The organism is Brevibacterium sp. 91QC2O2, assembly GCF_024580695.1.
GTDB classification, from domain to species: domain Bacteria; phylum Actinomycetota; class Actinomycetes; order Actinomycetales; family Brevibacteriaceae; genus Brevibacterium; species Brevibacterium moorei.
In genome coordinates this window covers 15,193-31,631 of the sequence record NZ_JANIJY010000010.1, presented here as the reverse complement: position 1 = coordinate 31,631, position 16,439 = coordinate 15,193, and the positions used below count along the sequence as shown (strand labels likewise).

18 protein-coding genes and 1 tRNA gene are annotated in these 16,439 nt (G+C 66.2%); 10 read left to right on the top strand and 9 right to left on the bottom strand.

The genetic code is table 11. From position 1 onward, the window contains the following. Positions 1-116 precede the first annotated feature (116 nt). Both NQ036_RS09120 and NQ036_RS09115 read left to right on the top strand, forming a co-directional pair. Positions 117-2,336 (top strand): NADP-dependent isocitrate dehydrogenase, encoded by a 2,220-nt coding sequence (locus tag NQ036_RS09120; protein WP_257058431.1) that lies wholly within the window; start codon positions 117-119, stop codon positions 2,334-2,336. Between the two features lie 99 nt (positions 2,337-2,435). After that, the gene (locus NQ036_RS09115; RefSeq protein ID WP_257047163.1) at positions 2,436-2,885 is read left to right on the top strand and encodes a lipopolysaccharide assembly LapA domain-containing protein; all 450 of its coding nucleotides are present in this window, start codon (positions 2,436-2,438) and stop codon (positions 2,883-2,885) included. A 60-nt stretch (positions 2,886-2,945) separates the two neighbouring features. Here NQ036_RS09115 and NQ036_RS09110 read toward each other — a convergent pair whose 3' ends face one another. Then, entirely contained in the window at positions 2,946-3,398 is a 453-nt protein-coding gene (locus tag NQ036_RS09110; RefSeq protein WP_257058429.1) for an OsmC family protein, read from the bottom strand. A 78-nt stretch (positions 3,399-3,476) separates the two neighbouring features. Here NQ036_RS09110 and NQ036_RS09105 point away from each other — a divergent pair, with 78 nt between their 5' ends. Then, complete coding sequence (locus NQ036_RS09105; RefSeq protein WP_257058427.1) at positions 3,477-4,364, top strand: patatin family protein; 888 nt, start codon at positions 3,477-3,479, stop codon at positions 4,362-4,364. Here NQ036_RS09105 and NQ036_RS09100 read toward each other — a convergent pair. Together NQ036_RS09100 and tpx are read right to left on the bottom strand one after the other, a co-directional pair. Continuing rightward, positions 4,361-4,762 carry a YchJ family protein gene (locus NQ036_RS09100; RefSeq protein WP_257047160.1) on the bottom strand — a complete coding sequence of 134 codons (402 nt, stop codon included), beginning with the start codon at positions 4,760-4,762 and terminating at the stop codon, positions 4,361-4,363. The genes NQ036_RS09105 and NQ036_RS09100 overlap by 4 nt on opposite strands. After that, on the bottom strand, positions 4,759-5,259 hold the full coding sequence (tpx, locus tag NQ036_RS09095) for a thiol peroxidase (RefSeq protein ID WP_257047159.1): 501 nt from the start codon (positions 5,257-5,259) through the stop codon (positions 4,759-4,761). The genes NQ036_RS09100 and tpx overlap by 4 nt, the downstream gene beginning before the upstream one ends. Before the next feature lie 92 nt (positions 5,260-5,351). Between tpx and NQ036_RS09090 the strand changes: the two genes are divergently transcribed. After that, on the top strand, positions 5,352-6,320 hold the full coding sequence (locus NQ036_RS09090; RefSeq protein WP_257047158.1) for a DUF808 domain-containing protein: 969 nt from the start codon (positions 5,352-5,354) through the stop codon (positions 6,318-6,320). On the opposite strand, the gene NQ036_RS09085 is transcribed toward NQ036_RS09090, so the two are convergent. The 4 genes from NQ036_RS09085 to NQ036_RS09070 form a co-directional block, all read right to left on the bottom strand. After that, the gene (locus tag NQ036_RS09085; RefSeq protein ID WP_257047156.1) at positions 6,317-7,642 is read right to left on the bottom strand and encodes an MFS transporter; all 1,326 of its coding nucleotides are present in this window, start codon (positions 7,640-7,642) and stop codon (positions 6,317-6,319) included. The two genes, NQ036_RS09090 and NQ036_RS09085, sit on opposite strands and share 4 nt — an antisense overlap. A 282-nt stretch (positions 7,643-7,924) precedes the next feature. Next, positions 7,925-8,377 (bottom strand): SufE family protein, encoded by a 453-nt coding sequence (locus NQ036_RS09080; protein ID WP_257047155.1) that lies wholly within the window; start codon positions 8,375-8,377, stop codon positions 7,925-7,927. Next, entirely contained in the window at positions 8,374-9,279 is a 906-nt protein-coding gene (locus NQ036_RS09075; protein ID WP_257047323.1) for a sulfurtransferase, read from the bottom strand. The genes NQ036_RS09080 and NQ036_RS09075 overlap by 4 nt, the downstream gene beginning before the upstream one ends. A gap of 131 nt (positions 9,280-9,410) precedes the next feature. After that, positions 9,411-10,229, bottom strand: a complete 819-nt coding sequence (locus NQ036_RS09070) for an alpha/beta fold hydrolase (RefSeq protein WP_257047154.1) — start codon at positions 10,227-10,229, stop codon at positions 9,411-9,413. A 62-nt stretch (positions 10,230-10,291) separates the two neighbouring features. Here NQ036_RS09070 and NQ036_RS09065 point away from each other — a divergent pair, with 62 nt between their 5' ends. Both NQ036_RS09065 and NQ036_RS09060 read left to right on the top strand, forming a co-directional pair. Then, positions 10,292-11,185, top strand: a complete 894-nt coding sequence (locus NQ036_RS09065; protein WP_257058426.1) for a putative RNA methyltransferase — start codon at positions 10,292-10,294, stop codon at positions 11,183-11,185. A gap of 79 nt (positions 11,186-11,264) precedes the next feature. Then, positions 11,265-11,771 carry a phosphoribosyltransferase gene (locus NQ036_RS09060; RefSeq protein WP_257047152.1) on the top strand — a complete coding sequence of 169 codons (507 nt, stop codon included), beginning with the start codon at positions 11,265-11,267 and terminating at the stop codon, positions 11,769-11,771. Between the two features lie 58 nt (positions 11,772-11,829). Here NQ036_RS09060 and NQ036_RS09055 read toward each other — a convergent pair whose 3' ends face one another. Further along, positions 11,830-12,075, bottom strand: a complete 246-nt coding sequence (locus tag NQ036_RS09055) for a DUF2630 family protein (RefSeq protein WP_257047151.1) — start codon at positions 12,073-12,075, stop codon at positions 11,830-11,832. Positions 12,076-12,131: 56 nt separating this feature from the next. Here NQ036_RS09055 and NQ036_RS09050 point away from each other — a divergent pair, with 56 nt between their 5' ends. The 4 genes from NQ036_RS09050 to NQ036_RS09035 all read left to right on the top strand — a co-directional run bounded on the left by NQ036_RS09050 (position 12,132) and on the right by NQ036_RS09035 (position 15,090). Continuing rightward, a complete protein-coding gene (locus tag NQ036_RS09050) occupies positions 12,132-12,788 on the top strand; it encodes a mismatch-specific DNA-glycosylase (RefSeq protein ID WP_257047150.1) in 657 nt (218 codons plus the stop codon). A 74-nt stretch (positions 12,789-12,862) separates the two neighbouring features. Further along, positions 12,863-13,249, top strand: coding sequence for a hypothetical protein (locus NQ036_RS09045; protein WP_257047149.1), 387 nt, complete (start codon positions 12,863-12,865; stop codon positions 13,247-13,249). Positions 13,250-13,350: 101 nt separating this feature from the next. Next, positions 13,351-13,421: transfer RNA gene (locus NQ036_RS09040), tRNA-Gly, on the top strand. 202 nt (positions 13,422-13,623) lie between these two features. Further along, positions 13,624-15,090, top strand: coding sequence for a peptide MFS transporter (locus NQ036_RS09035; RefSeq protein WP_257047148.1), 1,467 nt, complete (start codon positions 13,624-13,626; stop codon positions 15,088-15,090). On the opposite strand, the gene NQ036_RS09030 is transcribed toward NQ036_RS09035, so the two are convergent. After that, positions 15,065-16,390 carry a peptide synthetase gene (locus tag NQ036_RS09030; protein WP_257047147.1) on the bottom strand — a complete coding sequence of 442 codons (1,326 nt, stop codon included), beginning with the start codon at positions 16,388-16,390 and terminating at the stop codon, positions 15,065-15,067. The genes NQ036_RS09035 and NQ036_RS09030 overlap by 26 nt on opposite strands. Positions 16,391-16,439: the final 49 nt, after the last annotated feature.

Sequence of the window (16,439 nt, the reverse complement as noted above, 5' to 3'; positions counted from 1 at the left end):
CCGGCCGCAGGCGCGCGGGTCGTATCGAGCGCCGGACGGCGCGCCTCCCAGAGTAACCCACCCGATAGACTGACCGTGCTTAAACCCTTAAGAACGATCTGGAGTGGTTCTTCACTATGGCAAAGATCATGTACACCCGGACGGATGAGGCGCCGCTGTTGGCGACCTATTCGCTCAAGCCGATCATCGACGCATTCGCCCACAAGGCCGGTGTCGGGGTCGAGATGCGCGATATCTCGCTGGCCGGACGCATCCTCGCACTGTTCGCCGACCGTCTGCCCGCCGAGCAGCAGCGCCCCGACGCGCTGGCCGAACTCGGCGCACTGGCCAAGACCCCCGAGGCCAACATCATCAAGCTGCCGAACATCTCGGCCTCCGTCCCCCAGCTCAAGGCCGCGGTGAAGGAGCTGCAGTCCCAGGGCTTCGACATCCCGGACTACCCGGAGGAGCCCTCGACCGACGAGGAACGCGACATCCGCGCCCGCTACGACTCGGTCAAGGGTTCGGCCGTCAACCCGGTTCTGCGCGAGGGCAACTCGGACCGCCGCGCCCCCAAGGCCGTGAAGAACTTCGCGAAGAAGCACCCGCACTCGATGGGCGAATGGTCCAAGGACTCCAAGACCAACGTCGTCACCATGGGCCACGACGACTTCCGGTCCAATGAGAAGTCCGTCATCCTGCCCGCCGACGATGTGCTGACCATCCGCCTGACCGACGCCAAGGGCGACGTGACGGTGCTCAAAGACGGCCTGAAGGTGCTCAAGGACGAAATCGTCGACGGCACGTTCATGAATGTCGCCAAGCTCGATGAATTCCTCACCGAGCAGATCGCCGCGGCCAAGGAAGCCGGCGTGCTGTTCTCCGTGCACCTGAAGGCCACCATGATGAAGGTCTCCGACCCGATTCTGTTCGGCCACGTCATCAAGGCGTTCTTCCCGACCGTGTTCGCCCAGTACGGCGCACAGCTGGCCGAAGCCGGACTGTCGGCCAACGACGGCCTGGGCGCGATCCTGGCCGGCCTCGACGAGCTCGACGCCGACACCGCCGCGGCCATCCGCGCCGAGGTCGACAAGGCCTTCGCCGACGGCCCCGCACTGGCCATGGTGAACTCCGCCAAGGGGATCACGAACCTGCACGTGCCCTCCGACGTGATCGTCGACGCCTCGATGCCGGCGATGATCCGCGTGGGCGGCAAGATGTGGAACAAGGACGACCAGACGCAGGACACCCTGGCCGTCATCCCCGACTCCAGCTACGCCGGCGTCTACCAGGCCGTCATCGAGGATTGCCGCGCCAATGGCGCCTATGATCCATCGACCATGGGCGATGTGCCCAATGTCGGTCTGATGGCGCAGAAGGCCGAGGAGTACGGCAGCCACGATAAGACCTTCGAAATCCCGGCCGCGGGCACCGTCGAGGTCGTCAACGCCGCCGGCGAGGTACTGCTGAGCCACGAGGTTTCGGCCGGGGACATCTGGCGCGCCTGCCAGACCAAGGACGTGCCGGTGCGCGACTGGGTCAAGCTGGCCGTCACCCGCGCCCGCCTGTCCGGGACCCCCGCGGTGTTCTGGCTCGATGAGACCCGCGCCCACGACCGCAACCTCATCGCCCGGGTCAACGAATACCTGGCCGAGCACGACACCGACGGCCTGGACATCCGGATCATGAACCCGATCGAGGCCACGAAGTTCTCCGTCGAGCGGATCCGCCGCGGCGAGGACACGATTTCCGTGACCGGCAATGTGCTGCGCGACTACAACACCGACCTGTTCCCGATCCTGGAACTGGGCACCTCGGCCAAGATGCTCTCCGTCGTTCCGCTGATCGCCGGCGGCGGTCTGTTCGAAACGGGTGCAGGCGGTTCCGCTCCGAAGCACGTCCAGCAGCTGGTCGAAGAGGGCCACCTGCGCTGGGACTCCCTCGGCGAATTCTTCGCCATCGCCGAGAGCTTCCGCCATCTGCTCAACAATGAGGGCAACGAGCGCGCCGGTGTGCTGGCCGACACCCTCGACGCGGCCACCGAGACCTTCCTGGGTGAGAACCGTTCGCCCTCGCGCAAGGTCGGCGAGATCGACAACCGCGGCAGCCACTTCTACCTGACCCTGTTCTGGGCCGAGGAACTGGCCAAGCAGACCACGGACGCCGAACTGGCCGAGGCCCTGGCCCCGGTCGCGGCCGAACTGCGCGCGAACGAGGACACCATCGTCTCCGAGCTGTTGGCGGCTCAGGGGCAGCCGGTCGAGCTGGGCGGCTACTACAACCCGGACGATGCTCTGGTCACCGCGGCCATGCGGCCCTCGCAGACCTTCAACCGGATCATCGACGCGCTCGCCTGAGCGGTCGGCGGCTGACGCCGTCCGATAGTCGGCACACGGGCCCGGTCCCACTCCGCGTGGAGTGGGACCGGGCCCGTGTGTCGTTGATAGGGTTCTGCCATGGACGAATCCACAACACCCGCAGACGAGAACTCCCCAGTCGACCCGCAGGAACAGCTGCCCGGACGCGAGGTCATCGCGGCATCGGACCGGACCGGGTCACCGGACGCCCTGGAGCCGACTCAGCCAACCGGCGAGGACGGCCCCGAAGCGCCTACCGAAGCCGAGGTCGTCCCCCCGGTCACGGTGCCGGGAACCTCCGGGCTGAGCATCGGCATGTGGATCTCGCTCATCGTGGGCGCAGTCGTGCTGGTGCTGCTGCTGGTCTTCATCGTGCAGAACAACGAGGCCGCGGTCTTCCACTACTTCGGTTGGGAGTTCAGCCTGCCCCTGGGCGTTGCGATCATCCTGTCCGCCATCGCCGGCATCCTCATCGCCGGCGTTGTGGGCAGTGTGCGGATCATGCAGCTGAGTCACCGCCTGCACAAGGTCGGCAAGGCTCTGAAGTAAGCCGGCGACCGCTGGGGGCGCGGGCGGGCAACCGCCCGGTTCCACCCGCCCGCCGGGTGCTCAGTCCAGTTCGGTGTGCGCCTCGAAATCCACCCGCGCACCGTGTTGTACGGTGCGCGAGACCGTGCAGTACTTCTCGTGTGAGAGCTGCACCGCCCGCTCCACAGTGCCGGCGGCCTTGCGCCCGGCCTCTGTGTCGGGGAATGCCAAATCGAACGACAGATGCACGTCGTCGAGTCGATTGGCCCCGTCCTCTGTGACCTTGCGGGCGGCAGCCGTGACATCGAAGCGGTCCGGCTCGCCGCGCCTGCTGGTCACCACGTCGACGTCGATCGAGGAGCAGCCGGCGATCGCGGCCAATAGCAGTTCGACGGGGCTGAACAGTTCCTCGTCGCGCCCGAACTCGAGCGTGTTCCCCGATGCATTCCGGGCCAGGTATCGGCCCTCTGCAAGGCGGGTGATCGTCACTGAGCGCAGCTCGTCAGTGGGCAGGTCGTTCTGGTTTTCGGTCATGACCCGATTGTCCCACGTGCGAACGGCGATCTGTGCCCGGTCCACGCGAGGGCGCCGTGCCCCGTTAGAGTTCGGAGTATGGGAACCAGAATCTCCGATACGGCCCTGGTCTTCGAGGGCGGCGGCATGCGCGCGGCCCTGACCAGCGCCTTTGCGGTGACCCTGTTGGAACAGGGCATCGATTTCGATTGGGTGGCGGGTATCAGCGCCGGTGCTTCGAATGCCGCGAACTACGTCTCCCGCGACGCCAAACGCACCCGTAGGTCCTTCGTCGACTTCCCCGCCGATGAGCGCTTCGGAGGATGGCGCAGTTTCAGCCGGGGCCAGGGCTATTTCAATGCCCGGTACATCTACCGGGAGACCTGCGAGCCGGGTATGGCCCTGCCGTTTCACTGGCGGGATTTCCAGGACAATCCCGCCGATATGCTGTGCGTGGGCTTCGATGTGCGCACCGGCGCGGAAGTGGTGTGGTCGAAGGCGGACTATGCGCGGATGGACGATCTGATGGCCAGAGTACAGGCATCGTCGACCATGCCGGTCATCATGCCTCCGGTGGACATCGACGGCAGGCTCTACGTCGACGGGGCCATGGGCGCCGATGGCGGTATCCCCCTGACCCTGGCACAGGAAGCGGGGTTCGAGCGCTTCGTCATCGTCTTGACCCAGCAGCGCGATTACGTCAAGGAGCCGGTGGGCATGCGTTCCTTCCTGCGCGCCCACTTCCGGAGCTATCCCCGCCTGGTGGAGGCCATGTTCACCCGCCATGAGCGCTACAACGCGACCAGGGAGCGGATCTTCGAGCTCGAACGGCAGGGCAGGGCACATATCTTCGCACCCGAGGTGATGCCGTTGAAGAACAGCACCCGTGACCTGTCCCGCCTGGCGGCGGCCCATCGGCTGGGCCTGTCGCAGGCCAGGCGGGAGCTGCCCGCGCTGCGCGAGTTTCTGGGCCTTGCGCGCCCCTAGAGATCCTCGACGTACATCCAGCGTCCGGCCCGGCGGGCGAAGGTGGAGACGCAGTGCATCACACCCGGGCCGGCCCCGGCCCCGACGTAGTGCGCGGTGAATTCGACGGTGCCGGTCTTGTCCTCGGCTCCCCCTCCGATCACCCGGCCGAGCTCCAAGCCGGTCCAGCGGGTATTGGCGTCGCTCAGCCGGCCCGGCGGCCGGGTGCGGGGGTGCCAGGTGCGGAACAGATGGTCTTCATCGGCCAGCGCGAAGGCCGTATAGCGCGAACGCATCAGGGACTCGGCCGTTTCGGGCCAGCGGGCACCGGAAAGGGCCGGTCCGCAGCAGTCTGCGAACGCGGCCCCCTCTGGTTTCCCGCCGCACGGGCAGGTGCCCGCCAACGGGTTGTCGATCATGCGGCCTTGACGGCTTCGACGGCGGAATCGTAGTCCGGTTCGGTCGTGATCTCCGGGACCAGTTCGGTGTAGACGACCTTGCCATTGGCGTCGGCGACGACGACCGAGCGGGCCAGCAGGGCGGCCAGCGGGCCGTCTTCCATGGTCACGCCGTAGTCCTGTCCGAAGCCGGAGCGGAAGCCCGAGGCGACGATGACGTTGTCGATGCCCTCTGCCCCGCAGAAACGGGCCTGGGCGAACGGCAGGTCGTTGGACACGCACACTACGGTGGCGTCGAGGTCTGCGGCGAGTTCGTTGAACTTGTGCACGGAGGCCGCGCACACACCGGTGTCCAGCGACGGGAAGATGTTCAGGACGAGCTTCTTGCCGGCCAGATCGGCCGAGGTCACGGGGGCCAAGTCGCCGCCGACCAGTTCGAAGGCGGGCAGGTCCGCGCCGACTGCGGGCAGCGAGCCGGTGGTGTTCACGGGTGCGGAATTGAATGCGGTAGTAGACATACCCCCATCCTGCCCCGGATCGCTCGGCATTTCCAGTGGCGCGCACGCCATATACTTGGCCGGTATCCCGTGAGCCGAACCGGAGGAGGGCCATGAGCGGAGGCTTGTTCGCGCTGCTGGACGATATCGCGACCCTGACGAAGATGAGCGCCGCACACGTGCGCCCCCTGGCCGATGCGGCGGTGTCCACCAGCCTGAAGACGACCGGGGTCGTCGTCGACGACGCGGCTGTGGCCCCGCAGTTCGTCGAGGGCATCAAGCCCTCGCGCGAACTGCCCGTGATCGGCCGGATCGCGCTGGGCAGTGCGATCAACAAGATCCTCATCATCCTGCCGGCGGCGCTGCTGCTCAGCCAGTTCGCACCCTGGGTGCTCACCCCGCTGCTGATGATCGGCGGGAGCTATCTGTGCTTCGAGGGCGCCGAGAAGGTCTGGCACTGGCTGCGCCCGGGCTCCGACGGTGCCGCCGGAGCCGCATCGCCCGTTCCGCCTCCGGTGGCCCTGCGCGGGCCCGAGGCGGAACGGGCGATGGTGCGTCAGGCGGTGACCACCGATTTCATCCTGTCCACGGAGATCATGGTCATCAGCCTCTCCGAGGTTGCGGGACAAGCGTTCTGGGACCGCTTCACCACCCTTGTCATCGTCGCCCTCATCCTCACCGCCCTGGTCTACGGGGTGGTGGCCGTGATCGTGAAAATGGACGATGTGGGCGTACTCATGTATCGCAGGGGTCGCACACCCGCGGGCCGGGCCTGCGGTGGATTCCTGCTCTGGGGCATGCCCAGACTGCTGACGCTCCTGTCGGTCGTGGGCACCTTCGCCATGCTGTGGGTGGGAGGCCACATCCTGCTCAAGGGAACATCCGACGTGGGCTGGCCGGTGGTCTACCACGGCGTCGAGCACCTCGCCGGGCTCGTGGCACAGGCCACCGGCTTCCTGGGACCCGTCCTGGGCTGGTTGACGGAGACGGGCTTCTCCTTGCTCACCGGCCTCGTCTGGGGCGCATTCCTTCTGGCCTGCTGGACGGGCATTGCCCGGCTGGTGCGGGCCGGGTCCGCTTAGCGGATCTCGGTACCGGAGGTCTCCGGCGCGAGGAAGATGGAGAGCACGAAGCCCACCGCGGGGAAGGCCGCCAGGATCAACAGCGTTCCGTTGACTCCCAGGCCCGCCATGCACAGCGGCATGACGTAGGTTGCGGTCGCCGCCCCCAGCCGACTCATCGATGCGGCGAAGCCCACTCCGGACGACCGCATCTTGGTGGGGAACATCTCCGATGGGTAGACGAACTGGAGGTTGTTGCTGCCGGCTGAGACGAAGAGCACCACGCCTATGACTCCGGCCAGCAGGACGACCGGCGCATGCGGGAACAGGCCGATGACGGCCAGACCGGCCGCAACGACGGCGAAGGTCCAGATCACCAGGGTGCGACGTCGGCTGGCGGCCAGGATCCAGATGAAGGCGATCGCGCCGGCCAATTCGAACAGGTTCATGATGAGGTCACGGGCATCGCCCTCGGGGATGCCCACCTGGGTGAGCACCGGGGCGATGAACGTCAGGATCGCGAATACCGGGGCCACCTGGCAGATCCAGAACAGCGAGGCGTAGATGGTGTGCGCAAGGTACTTGGGGCTGAACAGTTCGCGGAAGTGGCTGTGTTCGACGCGTTCGGTCGGAGGCAGCTCGGTGCCGGCGGGCCAGTGCTTGTCGAGGATCTCCCTGGCCTGTTCATCACGGCCCTGGGACACCAGCCACTTCGGCGACTCGGGCAGGCCCATGCGCAGCAGGGCGACGATGATCGCCGGGATCGCGCTGGTCGCCAGGATGATCCGCCAGTTGCTCCCGGAGAAGTGCAGGGAGATCAGGGTAGCCGGCACGAAGCCGACGAACCAGACTGCGTTGAGCGCCCCCAACATGAAGGAGCGGTTCTTCGCGGGAACGAATTCGGACAGCAGCGCTGCACCCACAGCGTATTCGACGCCGATCGCGACGCCGAGCAGCAGGCGGTATCCCACCAGGTCCCATTGCGAGACCGCCACCAGTTGGAGCAGAGAGAGGACGACGAAGGCGACGAGGTTCCACTGGAACACCGTCTTACGACCGAAGCGGTCGGCCAGACGGCCGAAGAACAGGCCTCCGATGAAGATGCCGATCAACGCGCTGGCGCCGATCAGGCCCTGCGACAGCAGCGACAGCCCCAGTTCCTCGGTGGCCGGCGGGATGGCCCCTCCGACGATGCCCAGAATGTACCCGTCCAGGAACGTTCCGCCCAGTGTGCAGAACACCGCCAGGGTGTGCAGGCGGCTCCACGGCGCGTTGTCCATGGTGCGCGATTCGGTTTCCGTCTTCACGGCGGCCGTGGGTCTCCCCAGCTTCACCGATGACATGTACCCCTCCTCGATTCTCACAAGTCGGCCTGTTGACCGACCTTTTTCACGCTAGCCCTCGACCAGACCTGCGCAAATCGAGTTTTCCGGCAGGCGAACCTGCTGGAGATCAGTAGGTATATACCCAAGGACAGTATTTTCCCGACACCATAAGAGGGATGAATCGTTATCTTCCCGTTATATTGATCTCAATATATGAGCGGTTGTTCTATTTTTAGACATAGGAAAACCGGCCCGCGGACATCGTCCACGGACCGGTCGGAGGGGAACTACTGCCAGGTCTCAGGCCTTTTCGCGCACCTGGCGTTGAATGCGCGCCAGCATCCCGCTCATGCCGTTCAGCCGCAGCGGGCTGACCAGGTCGGTGATCGACAGGCGCAGCGGCATATCGGCGGGCACCCGCAGGACCTCGGCCACCGAATGGCCGTCCAATCCCTCGGACAGGATGCCGGCGAAGCCGCGCGTGGTGGGCGCCTCAGGCGGCGCGGAGAAGAACAGGTGCACGGTGCCTCCACCGGCCTCGGCCCCGGGTTCCACCTCGACCAGCACAAAGATCGGCGACTGGCATTCGGGCACTGGCTCGAGCAGGTCGGGATCGTCCTGCAAACGCTGCGGCAGCTCCGGCAGTTCATCGGAGAACTCCAGCAGCAGTTCCAACCGCTGTGCGGCCGGCGTTGCGGCGAAGTCCTCGGCGATCTCCTGCAGCCCGCCTGGCAGCGACTCCTGCTCGCTCATTTCGCCTCACCCGGCTGTTCTCCGCGCACGATGGGCACGCCCACCGCATTGCCCCATTCGGTCCACGAACCGTCGTAGTTCTTCACATGGGCGAATCCCAGCAGATGGTTCAGTGCGAACCAGGTGTGGCTGGAGCGCTCGCCGATCCGGCAGTAGGCGATGATGTCATCGTCGGTCGTGTACCCCAGATCGCGCAGGTACAGGTCTTCGAGTTCTGCACGGGACTTATACGTTCCGTCCTCGGCAACCGCCTTGGCCCATGGCACGGACTTGGCGGTGGGGATGTGCCCACCGCGCAGCGCGCCCTCCTCCGGATAGTCCGGCATATGCGTGCGCTTGCCCGAATACTCGTCTGGGCTGCGCACATCGATCAACGGAGTATTGCCGATGGCCGCGCGGACCTCGGGCAGGAAGGCCCGGATGGCGGCGTCGTCGCGGGCGACGACGGGATAGTCCGTTGCGGTGATCTGTGGTTTGGCCCGGGTCAATTCGCGGCCCTCGGCCTCCCACTTCTTCCGGCCGCCGTCCATGAGCCTGACATCTGCGTGGCCGAACAGGGTGAAGACCCACAGGGCGTAAGCGGCCCACCAGTTCGTCTTGTCCCCATAGACGACGATTGTGTCATCGCGGGAGATGCCCTTGGCACTCATTAGGGCGGCGAACCCTGTGCCGTCGACGTAGTCGCGGGTCACGGGGTCGTTGAGTTCGGTGTGCCAGTCGATCTTCACCGCGCCGGGGATGTGCCCGGTCTCGTACAGCAGCACGTCCTCGTCGCTTTCGACCAGGACGACACCGGGGTCGTCCTTGTGCTCTGCCACCCATTCGGTGGTCACGAGCCGTTCGGGGTGGGCGTATTCGGCGAACTTGGGATCCGAGGTGTCTGCGGGAATGGTGCCCACGATGCTTCCTCCTAGTGCAGGGCTTTGTCAGCCGGGTATCCGGCTTCCACTTCAGCGTTCAACGATAATGAACTATTCCTTCCGGTGCGCGCCGGGCGTCGCGTCGGGTCATCGGGCAGTGCCACGGGACTGCATCACCGATCCGTGCTGCGGTCCAGGAACGCGCGCACGGCGGAGACGAACTCCGCCGGCTTCTCCGCATGCACCCAGTGTCCGGCGCCCTTGATCGTGATCTTGGTGCAGCGCGGGAAATACCGTCTCATCTCCGCGGTGTAGGCGGGCAAGACGTACGAGCTGCGCTCGCCCTTGATCCACAGCACCGGCCCCGGATACGGCCCGGTGTGCGGATCGGGGAAGTCCGCCAGACGATCGAGGGAGGCATGCAGCAGGGCCAGGTTCGGCTGCCAGGCGAACCTGACCGCGCCGGTGTCGTCACGGCTCGGCCGCAGATTCTGCAGGAGGAAACCGCGGGTGGCCAGCTGCGGGACGGGGCCACGCAGCTGCTCATCGGCCTGCGCCCGACTTTCCAACCGGTCCAGGTCGATGGCCTCCAGCGCACCCAGCAACTTGTCGAAGTCCTCACTTCCCGAAGCGCGCACCGGAGAGATGTCGACCACTATCAGGTGCGAGATCAGATCCTGGTGCCGCAGGGCCAGCTCCATCGCGACCTTGCCACCCATCGAATGACCCACCAGCACGACCGTGCCCGGACCCTGCGGTTCCGCTGCCAGCCAGGAACGAATCGCCGCGGCTGCGGTATCTGCCATGCGGAAGTAGTCGAAGGTCTTACTCCACGGAGATTGGCCGTGATCGGGCAGATCGACCAACAGCGAGGTGTAGTCATCGGAGAGGTCCTTGGCGATCCGGGTGAAGTTCTTGCCACGGCCCATCAACCCGTGCAGGAACACCATGCGGCCCGGCCCGCCGGGGACCGTCTGAGTGTGTAAGCTCATCACACCTCCAGGCTAGCCCGCCGGACGCTCATTGCCCGGTCCGGGGCGACTACACTGCACCTGTGCACCCCGATCAGAGATCCCGTCCGGCGAATGCCCCGTCTTCCACTGCGGCGCCCACTACCCGCGAACGAGTGCTGGCAAGGCTGCGCTGCCCGGTCTGCGCGGAACCGCTGCAAGCGGCCGAACACGATCTGCGCTGCCCTGCCGGCCATAGTTTCAACATCGCCCGGCAGGGGTATTTCGGCCTGCTCTCCGGCTTCAAGGCCACCAGCGGAGACGATGCCGCGATGGCGCTCGCCCGCGATGCGTTCCTGGCATCGGGAGCCTACGCTCCGCTGGCAGCCGAGGTCGCAGCCCAGGCCGCGGCCGTCATCGGACCGGCTGCCGATCCCTTCATCGTCGAGGCCGGGTGCGGCACCGGCTACTATCTGGCCAAAGCCCTCGAACGGATCCCACCGGCCACCGGTTTCGGATTCGATACGGGCGTGCGCGGCCTGCGCCTGGCCGCGCACGCCCACCCGCGGGCTGCGGTCGGCTCCTGGGACGTGTACCGTCCCTTCCCTCTGGCGAAGGCCTGCGCCGATGTCGTCCTCGATGTCTTCTCCCCGCGCAATCCGGCTGAGTTCCGACGTGTGCTGGGGCCTACCGGCGGGGTCGTCATCGCCCGGCCGACCGCGCAGCACCTGCGCCAGTTACGCGCCGAAGTCGTCGATATGGTCCACATCGATCCGGCCAAGGAGGCCCGCCTGCACAGGGCTTTCGACTCTGACTTCACAGAGACCCACAGCACCACCGTGGAATTCGATATCCATCCCGATCTGGACCAGGCCCGCGCCCTGGTGGCGATGACGCCCTCGGCCAGGCATCTGGATCCGGCCACGCTCACGGCCGCGCAGGTACCCGAGGTGATCACCGCCTCGGTGATTGTCAGCACATGGCGCCCCCGCGGCTGAGATTCCGGCGCGCACTGCCCGCACCGGTGCACTACCCTGGAGGGCATACCCTTTTCATCAGCCCAATCGGGAGGAACACGTGGCCTATTACGCAGATTCATCGGACCTCGACACCAAGGAAATCCTAACGTGGGAGACGTTCGGCACGGGTTCGCGTGAACTCGCACAGCAGATCGTCGACTCCGGATACACCCCCGACATCATCATCGCCGTGGCCAGGGGCGGCCTGTTGCCGGCGGGCGCCCTGTCGTACAACCTCGGTGTGAAGCTCTCCGATGCGATCAACGTCGAGTTCTACACCGATGTCCACGAGACCCTGCCCGATCCCGTCCTGCTCGCACCCCTGCTGGACACCGAATCGATCGCCGGGAAGAAACTTCTGGTCGTCGACGACGTCGCCGATTCCGGCCGCACCCTGGCCCTGGTACTGGACCTGCTGCGCAGCCACGGTGCCGACGTCAAGTCCGCCGTCATCTATGCGAAGTCCGCCTCGGTCGTCCTGCCCGACTATGTGTGGAAGCGCACCGATGAGTGGATCGTCTTCCCCTGGTCGGCGTTGCCCCCGGTCGAACCCCAGCAGGCCTGAGACAGGTTGTGATTGTGGGCCCGGCACCGTTGCAGGTGCCGGGCCCACAATCGTCTACTCAGTCCAGATAACCCTCGACCTGGTCTGCGGGACGTTCCCGGGCCAGGTCCGGGTTCTCACCGGCAGCGCGCAGCGCCTGGCGCCGCCGCAGGAGGTCCCAGCACCGGTCCAGCTGGACCTCGATGCCCTTGAGCTCCTGCATCTCCTCTTGCGAGGAGATCTCCTTGCGTTGCAGCTCGGCGCGCAGTTCGTGTTCACGTTCGACCAGCTGTGAGATGTCGTCATGAATGCTCGACTCGTTCATGTTCCGATTGTCACACAGTCCTACTGCACTGTCATGCGTCGAACTATCCTGGTCCCATGCGCATGCGAAGACCCTCTCCCCTGGGCGGTCGCAGGCCCCGGCGCGCTGAGCTGGCGGCCTTCGCCACAGTCGACTCCCCCGCGGTCGACGACCTCCTCCCCGATCCCGGGTGCCCACTGCGGATGCTCATCGTGGGAGTCAATCCGGGCCTGTGGACCGCAGCGGTCAACGCCCCCTTCGCGCACCCGGGCAATCGTTTCTGGCCCTCCCTCCACGCCGCCGGCCTGACCCGCCGCAGGGTCGACGCCGCGGCGGGACTCCTCGACTCCGACGCCGAGGATCTGCTGGCGCGCGGGGTCGGGATCACGAATCTGGTCGGCCGGGCCAGCGCCAAGGCATCCGAACTGACCCGCGATGAGCTACGGGCCGGGGCGCGCAGCCTGATCAACCGGCTCCCCGAGCTGCGACCGCGCAGCGTGGCCATCGCCGGCATCACCGCGTTCCGGCAGGCCTTCGATCTGCCGCGGGCCGTGCTGGGACTCCAGGACCCTGCGCTGGTTCCCGGCTGGCCCCGAAGCGTCCGGCTGTGGGTCGTGCCGCAGCCCAGTGGGCTCAATGCGCATGAGAATGTGGAATCCCTGGCGGAGAAATGGCTGCGGGTTTGGGATGATTCGGCACAGGATTCCGTAGCGGATTCGGAATCACCGGGCTGATTCGAGTACCCCTCCAGTGTTTTGTGACGTAACCTGAAGTACGTATCCAGAAACGTTCCGCTCGGACCCGGGAGGTGAGCATGCGCAATGCCGTCTTCTGGTCGATTTCCGGCGCGAGCTGGTTCCTGGTGATCGGCGTGTCATGGGCTGTCCTCGAACACCGCAACGGACTGCCCGTTCCCATCGCTTTCGGCCGGGCCGCCTATTTCGTCCTCATCCCCGCCTTCCTCGCCGCCTGCACCGCGGTCCTATTGTGCCGGGCCCGGCCGATGCTGCAGTGGATCTGCTCGTCCCTGGTCGCGGTCCTCGCAACGGCCGGGCTCGCGTGGATCTTCGACACCGCCAACGATCTGGGCTTCTTCGGATATGCCGATTTCGCCTGGATCATCTACGGTCTGCCCATCGTGGCGGTAGCAGGCGGTGCAAGTGTCGTCGACTACGTCAACCGCACCTACCGATAGTCCCAAGGCATGGCTCCCAACATGGCTCCCAGGCCGACTGCGCGCCGGGTTTCGGCTCGATTGGGAAATCCGGCACCGACCGGTGTAGAGTAAAACATGTTGCGGGCGTAGCTCAATGGTAGAGCGCTAGCTTCCCAAGCTCGATACGCGGGTTCGATTCCCGTCGCCCGCTCGCACAGAACCCCGCGCGACCACTGGTCACGCGGGGTTCTTCCATGTCAGGGGTGGCTGCGATCGCAGTTTGAGCACGACTTGAGCGCACCCCACCGTGAATAGTCATCCACCCCGGTGCATTGCCCACCATGTGGACAGTGGTAGGGTTTCGCCTTGGCATTGTGCCCGGAACAGTATGAAACCCACATGAAAGAGAAATAATGTCTTCGACCGCATCCGCGGAGCGGACGTCGCGCAAGGGATTCTTCGGCCACCCCTGGGGGCTTGCGAACCTCGCCGGCGTAGAAATGTGGGAGCGTTTCAGCTTCTACGGCATGCAAGGGCTGCTCGCCTACTACATCTACTATGCGACGACCGACGGCGGCCTCGGCATGTCCGAAGCCGTCGCCACTTCCATCGTGGGCGCCTACGGCGGCCTGGTCTACCTCTCCTCCGTCCTCGGCGGCTGGATCGCCGACCGTGTGCTCGGTGCTGAGAAGACCGTCGTATCCGCCGCCGTCATCGTCATGATCGGCCACCTGTCCCTGTCGCTGCTGCCCGGCGGCTTGGGCCTGGGCATCGGCCTGGTGTGCATCGCTCTGGGATCGGGTTCCCTCAAGGTATCGACCTCGACCACTCTGGGCGACCTCTACGACCTGAAGGACAACCGGCGCGACGCGGCCTTCTCCATCTACTACATGGGTGTGAACATCGGCGGGCTGATCGGACCGCTGGCCACCTCGGCCCTGTGGGGCTGGAAGGGCTTCCACTGGGGCTTCGGCCTGGCCGCCGTGCTGATGGCCGTCGGCCTGGTCCAGTACCTCGCGATGCGCCGCCACACCCGGACCGAATCCAGCTCGCACCCCACCAGCCCCCTGAGCCGGGCCGAGGCGCTGAAGTGGATTGTGATCGCCGTGGTCGCGATCGCCATCGTCGCCGTAGCCGCAGGGCTGGGCTGGCTCAACGCGGGAAACCTGGCCAATGTGGTGGTGGTCGTGACGATCGTGGCCGCCGTCGTCCTGTTCTGCGTGATCGCGGCGAGCAAGAAGATCACCGCGATCGAGCGCAGCCGCGTGTTCGGTTTCATCCCGCTGTTCATCGGTTCGGCAGTGTTCTGGTCGCTGTTCCAGCAGCAGTTCACCGTGCTGGCAATCTACGCCGATCAGCGCCTGGACCGGAATCTGTTCGGGATCGTGTTGCCGCCGTCGATCGTCCAGTCGATCAACCCGTTCTTCATCATCGTCTTCGCCGCCGCCTTCGCCGCCATGTGGACCAAGCTCGGCGACAAGCAGCCCAGCACCCCGGTGAAGTTCTCGATCGGCACGATCGTCATGGGCATCGCGTTCTTCGTGTTCATCCCGCTGGCCGGCGGCGGCGCGAACTCCGTGCCGATGCTCGTCATGGTGCTCGTGTACTTCCTGTTCACCATGGCCGAACTGTGCCTGTCGCCAGTGGGCCAGTCCCTGGCCACCAAGCTGGCCCCGCAGGCCTTCCATTCGCAGATGGTCGCCCTGTTCTTCCTGTCGGTCGCGCTGGGCTCTGCTGCTTCGGGCTCCCTGGCCGGTTTCTACTCCGCCGACGCCGAGGTCCCGTACTTCCTTGTGATCGGCGGTATCTCCGTGATCGTGGGCATCCTGCTGTTCATCTTCCGCCGGCCCATCCTCAAGCTGATGCAGGGCGTGCGCTGAGCGTTCGCAGTTCCTCAACCACTCGATCGAGCCAGGTGCCCACATGGTGCCTGGCTCGCAGTGTGTCCGGGTACCGGCAGCGCAGGTGCAGCCCCTGGTCGTCGACGATGAACCACAGCATGACGCCGTCGGTCGAGACCCTGGCACTGACATACTGGGCGTCCAGTCCCACCGAGTCGATCCGCACGGGCAACCGGCGCAGGTCGAGCCAGCTGATGGCGAACATCTCCGGAGTCCGGGGCATGCCGCCGAACGGCGCCAGGACCTCCGCCAGCGGATGCGAGCCCAGGCCGATCGCCTCTTTCAGCGCGGCGGCTGCCGAAAGGGGGTCGGTTCCCGGCACCTCGATGACGGAATTCGTGATGAACCAGCCCACCGAGTCGTGCCAGCGCTCCTCATAGCGGCTGTGCACCGGGAACACCGCGCGCAACGGCCTGTCCGCCAGCTCCCGCGTCACCTGCGCCATGGCCGCGATGACCAGGGCCAGGGTGGACACGCCCTCGGCACGGGCCCTTTCCGAGAGGGCGGCGGCCTGCTCCCGGTCGAGCACATCGCGCACCTCGACACGTTCGGGGCCCGGCTGTGCCGCGTCCAACGGCAGGGGGAAGGTCGGCATCGCATCGCCGCCGGCGTGCAGGATCTGCGCCCACCGGCGGCGGACCCCGGCCGGGGCGGGCCGGCGCTGCGCCAGTGCCCTGGTGTGCGCGGCGAACTCCTCGGGCAGTGCGCCCCGCGGCCGCACGACGTCCCCCGGTTCCCCGAACCCGCGCGCGGCCTCGGTCGCAGACAGCGCCGTCAGCAGGTCGCGGACGATGACGAGCATCGACCACATGTCCACATGCGCATGATCGGCCGCGATGACCACGGTCGGCGCTGTGGCGGTCTCCACCACGCACAGCCGGTGGGAGGGTCGGCTGTAGGGCCGGCAATAGTCGTCGAACACCCGGCCCAGCGCCTCGTTGACGGCCTGCCCGGGTCCCACGGGGTGTTCCGCCCAGCCCCCGGGACCCACCTGAACCCGGTGCAATTCCGGGCCGTCGGGGCCCGGGGTGAAGACCGAGCGCAGGGTCCCGTGCCTGGCGATGACCTTGAGCCAGGCGGCGGCCAGTGCTGCGCGATCACAGGGTGCGGGCAGGGTGAAGCTCAGGGCCATCCACGACCCGGGCCGATCCCCCTCGCCCACATGGCGCGCCTGGTCGAAGGACACCGGCAGCTCTTCGCCGGGTTCGGAGACACTGACGTCGTAGCCGAACACGCGGCCGAACGGCAGACGCAGCCAGGTGATGTTGCTCAGCCTCATAAATGTATTCTAGGTCACATATAGGCATTCGAGTCCCAAGCCCATCACC

Bases quoted from the DNA above. Each gene is read 5' to 3' on its own strand.
- NQ036_RS09120 (WP_257058431.1), top strand. From the start codon at position 117: ATGGCAAAGATCATGTACACCCGGACGGATGAGGCGCCGCTGTTGGCG.
- NQ036_RS09115 (WP_257047163.1), top strand. From the start codon at position 2,436: ATGGACGAATCCACAACACCCGCAGACGAGAACTCCCCAGTCGACCCG.
- NQ036_RS09110 (WP_257058429.1), bottom strand. From the start codon at position 3,398: ATGACCGAAAACCAGAACGACCTGCCCACTGACGAGCTGCGCTCAGTG.
- NQ036_RS09105 (WP_257058427.1), top strand. From the start codon at position 3,477: ATGGGAACCAGAATCTCCGATACGGCCCTGGTCTTCGAGGGCGGCGGC.
- NQ036_RS09100 (WP_257047160.1), bottom strand. From the start codon at position 4,762: ATGATCGACAACCCGTTGGCGGGCACCTGCCCGTGCGGCGGGAAACCA.
- tpx (WP_257047159.1), bottom strand. From the start codon at position 5,259: ATGTCTACTACCGCATTCAATTCCGCACCCGTGAACACCACCGGCTCG.
- NQ036_RS09090 (WP_257047158.1), top strand. From the start codon at position 5,352: ATGAGCGGAGGCTTGTTCGCGCTGCTGGACGATATCGCGACCCTGACG.
- NQ036_RS09085 (WP_257047156.1), bottom strand. From the start codon at position 7,642: ATGTCATCGGTGAAGCTGGGGAGACCCACGGCCGCCGTGAAGACGGAA.
- NQ036_RS09080 (WP_257047155.1), bottom strand. From the start codon at position 8,377: ATGAGCGAGCAGGAGTCGCTGCCAGGCGGGCTGCAGGAGATCGCCGAG.
- NQ036_RS09070 (WP_257047154.1), bottom strand. From the start codon at position 10,229: ATGAGCTTACACACTCAGACGGTCCCCGGCGGGCCGGGCCGCATGGTG.
- NQ036_RS09055 (WP_257047151.1), bottom strand. From the start codon at position 12,075: ATGAACGAGTCGAGCATTCATGACGACATCTCACAGCTGGTCGAACGT.
- NQ036_RS09050 (WP_257047150.1), top strand. From the start codon at position 12,132: ATGCGCATGCGAAGACCCTCTCCCCTGGGCGGTCGCAGGCCCCGGCGC.
- NQ036_RS09035 (WP_257047148.1), top strand. From the start codon at position 13,624: ATGTCTTCGACCGCATCCGCGGAGCGGACGTCGCGCAAGGGATTCTTC.
- NQ036_RS09030 (WP_257047147.1), bottom strand. From the start codon at position 16,390: ATGAGGCTGAGCAACATCACCTGGCTGCGTCTGCCGTTCGGCCGCGTG.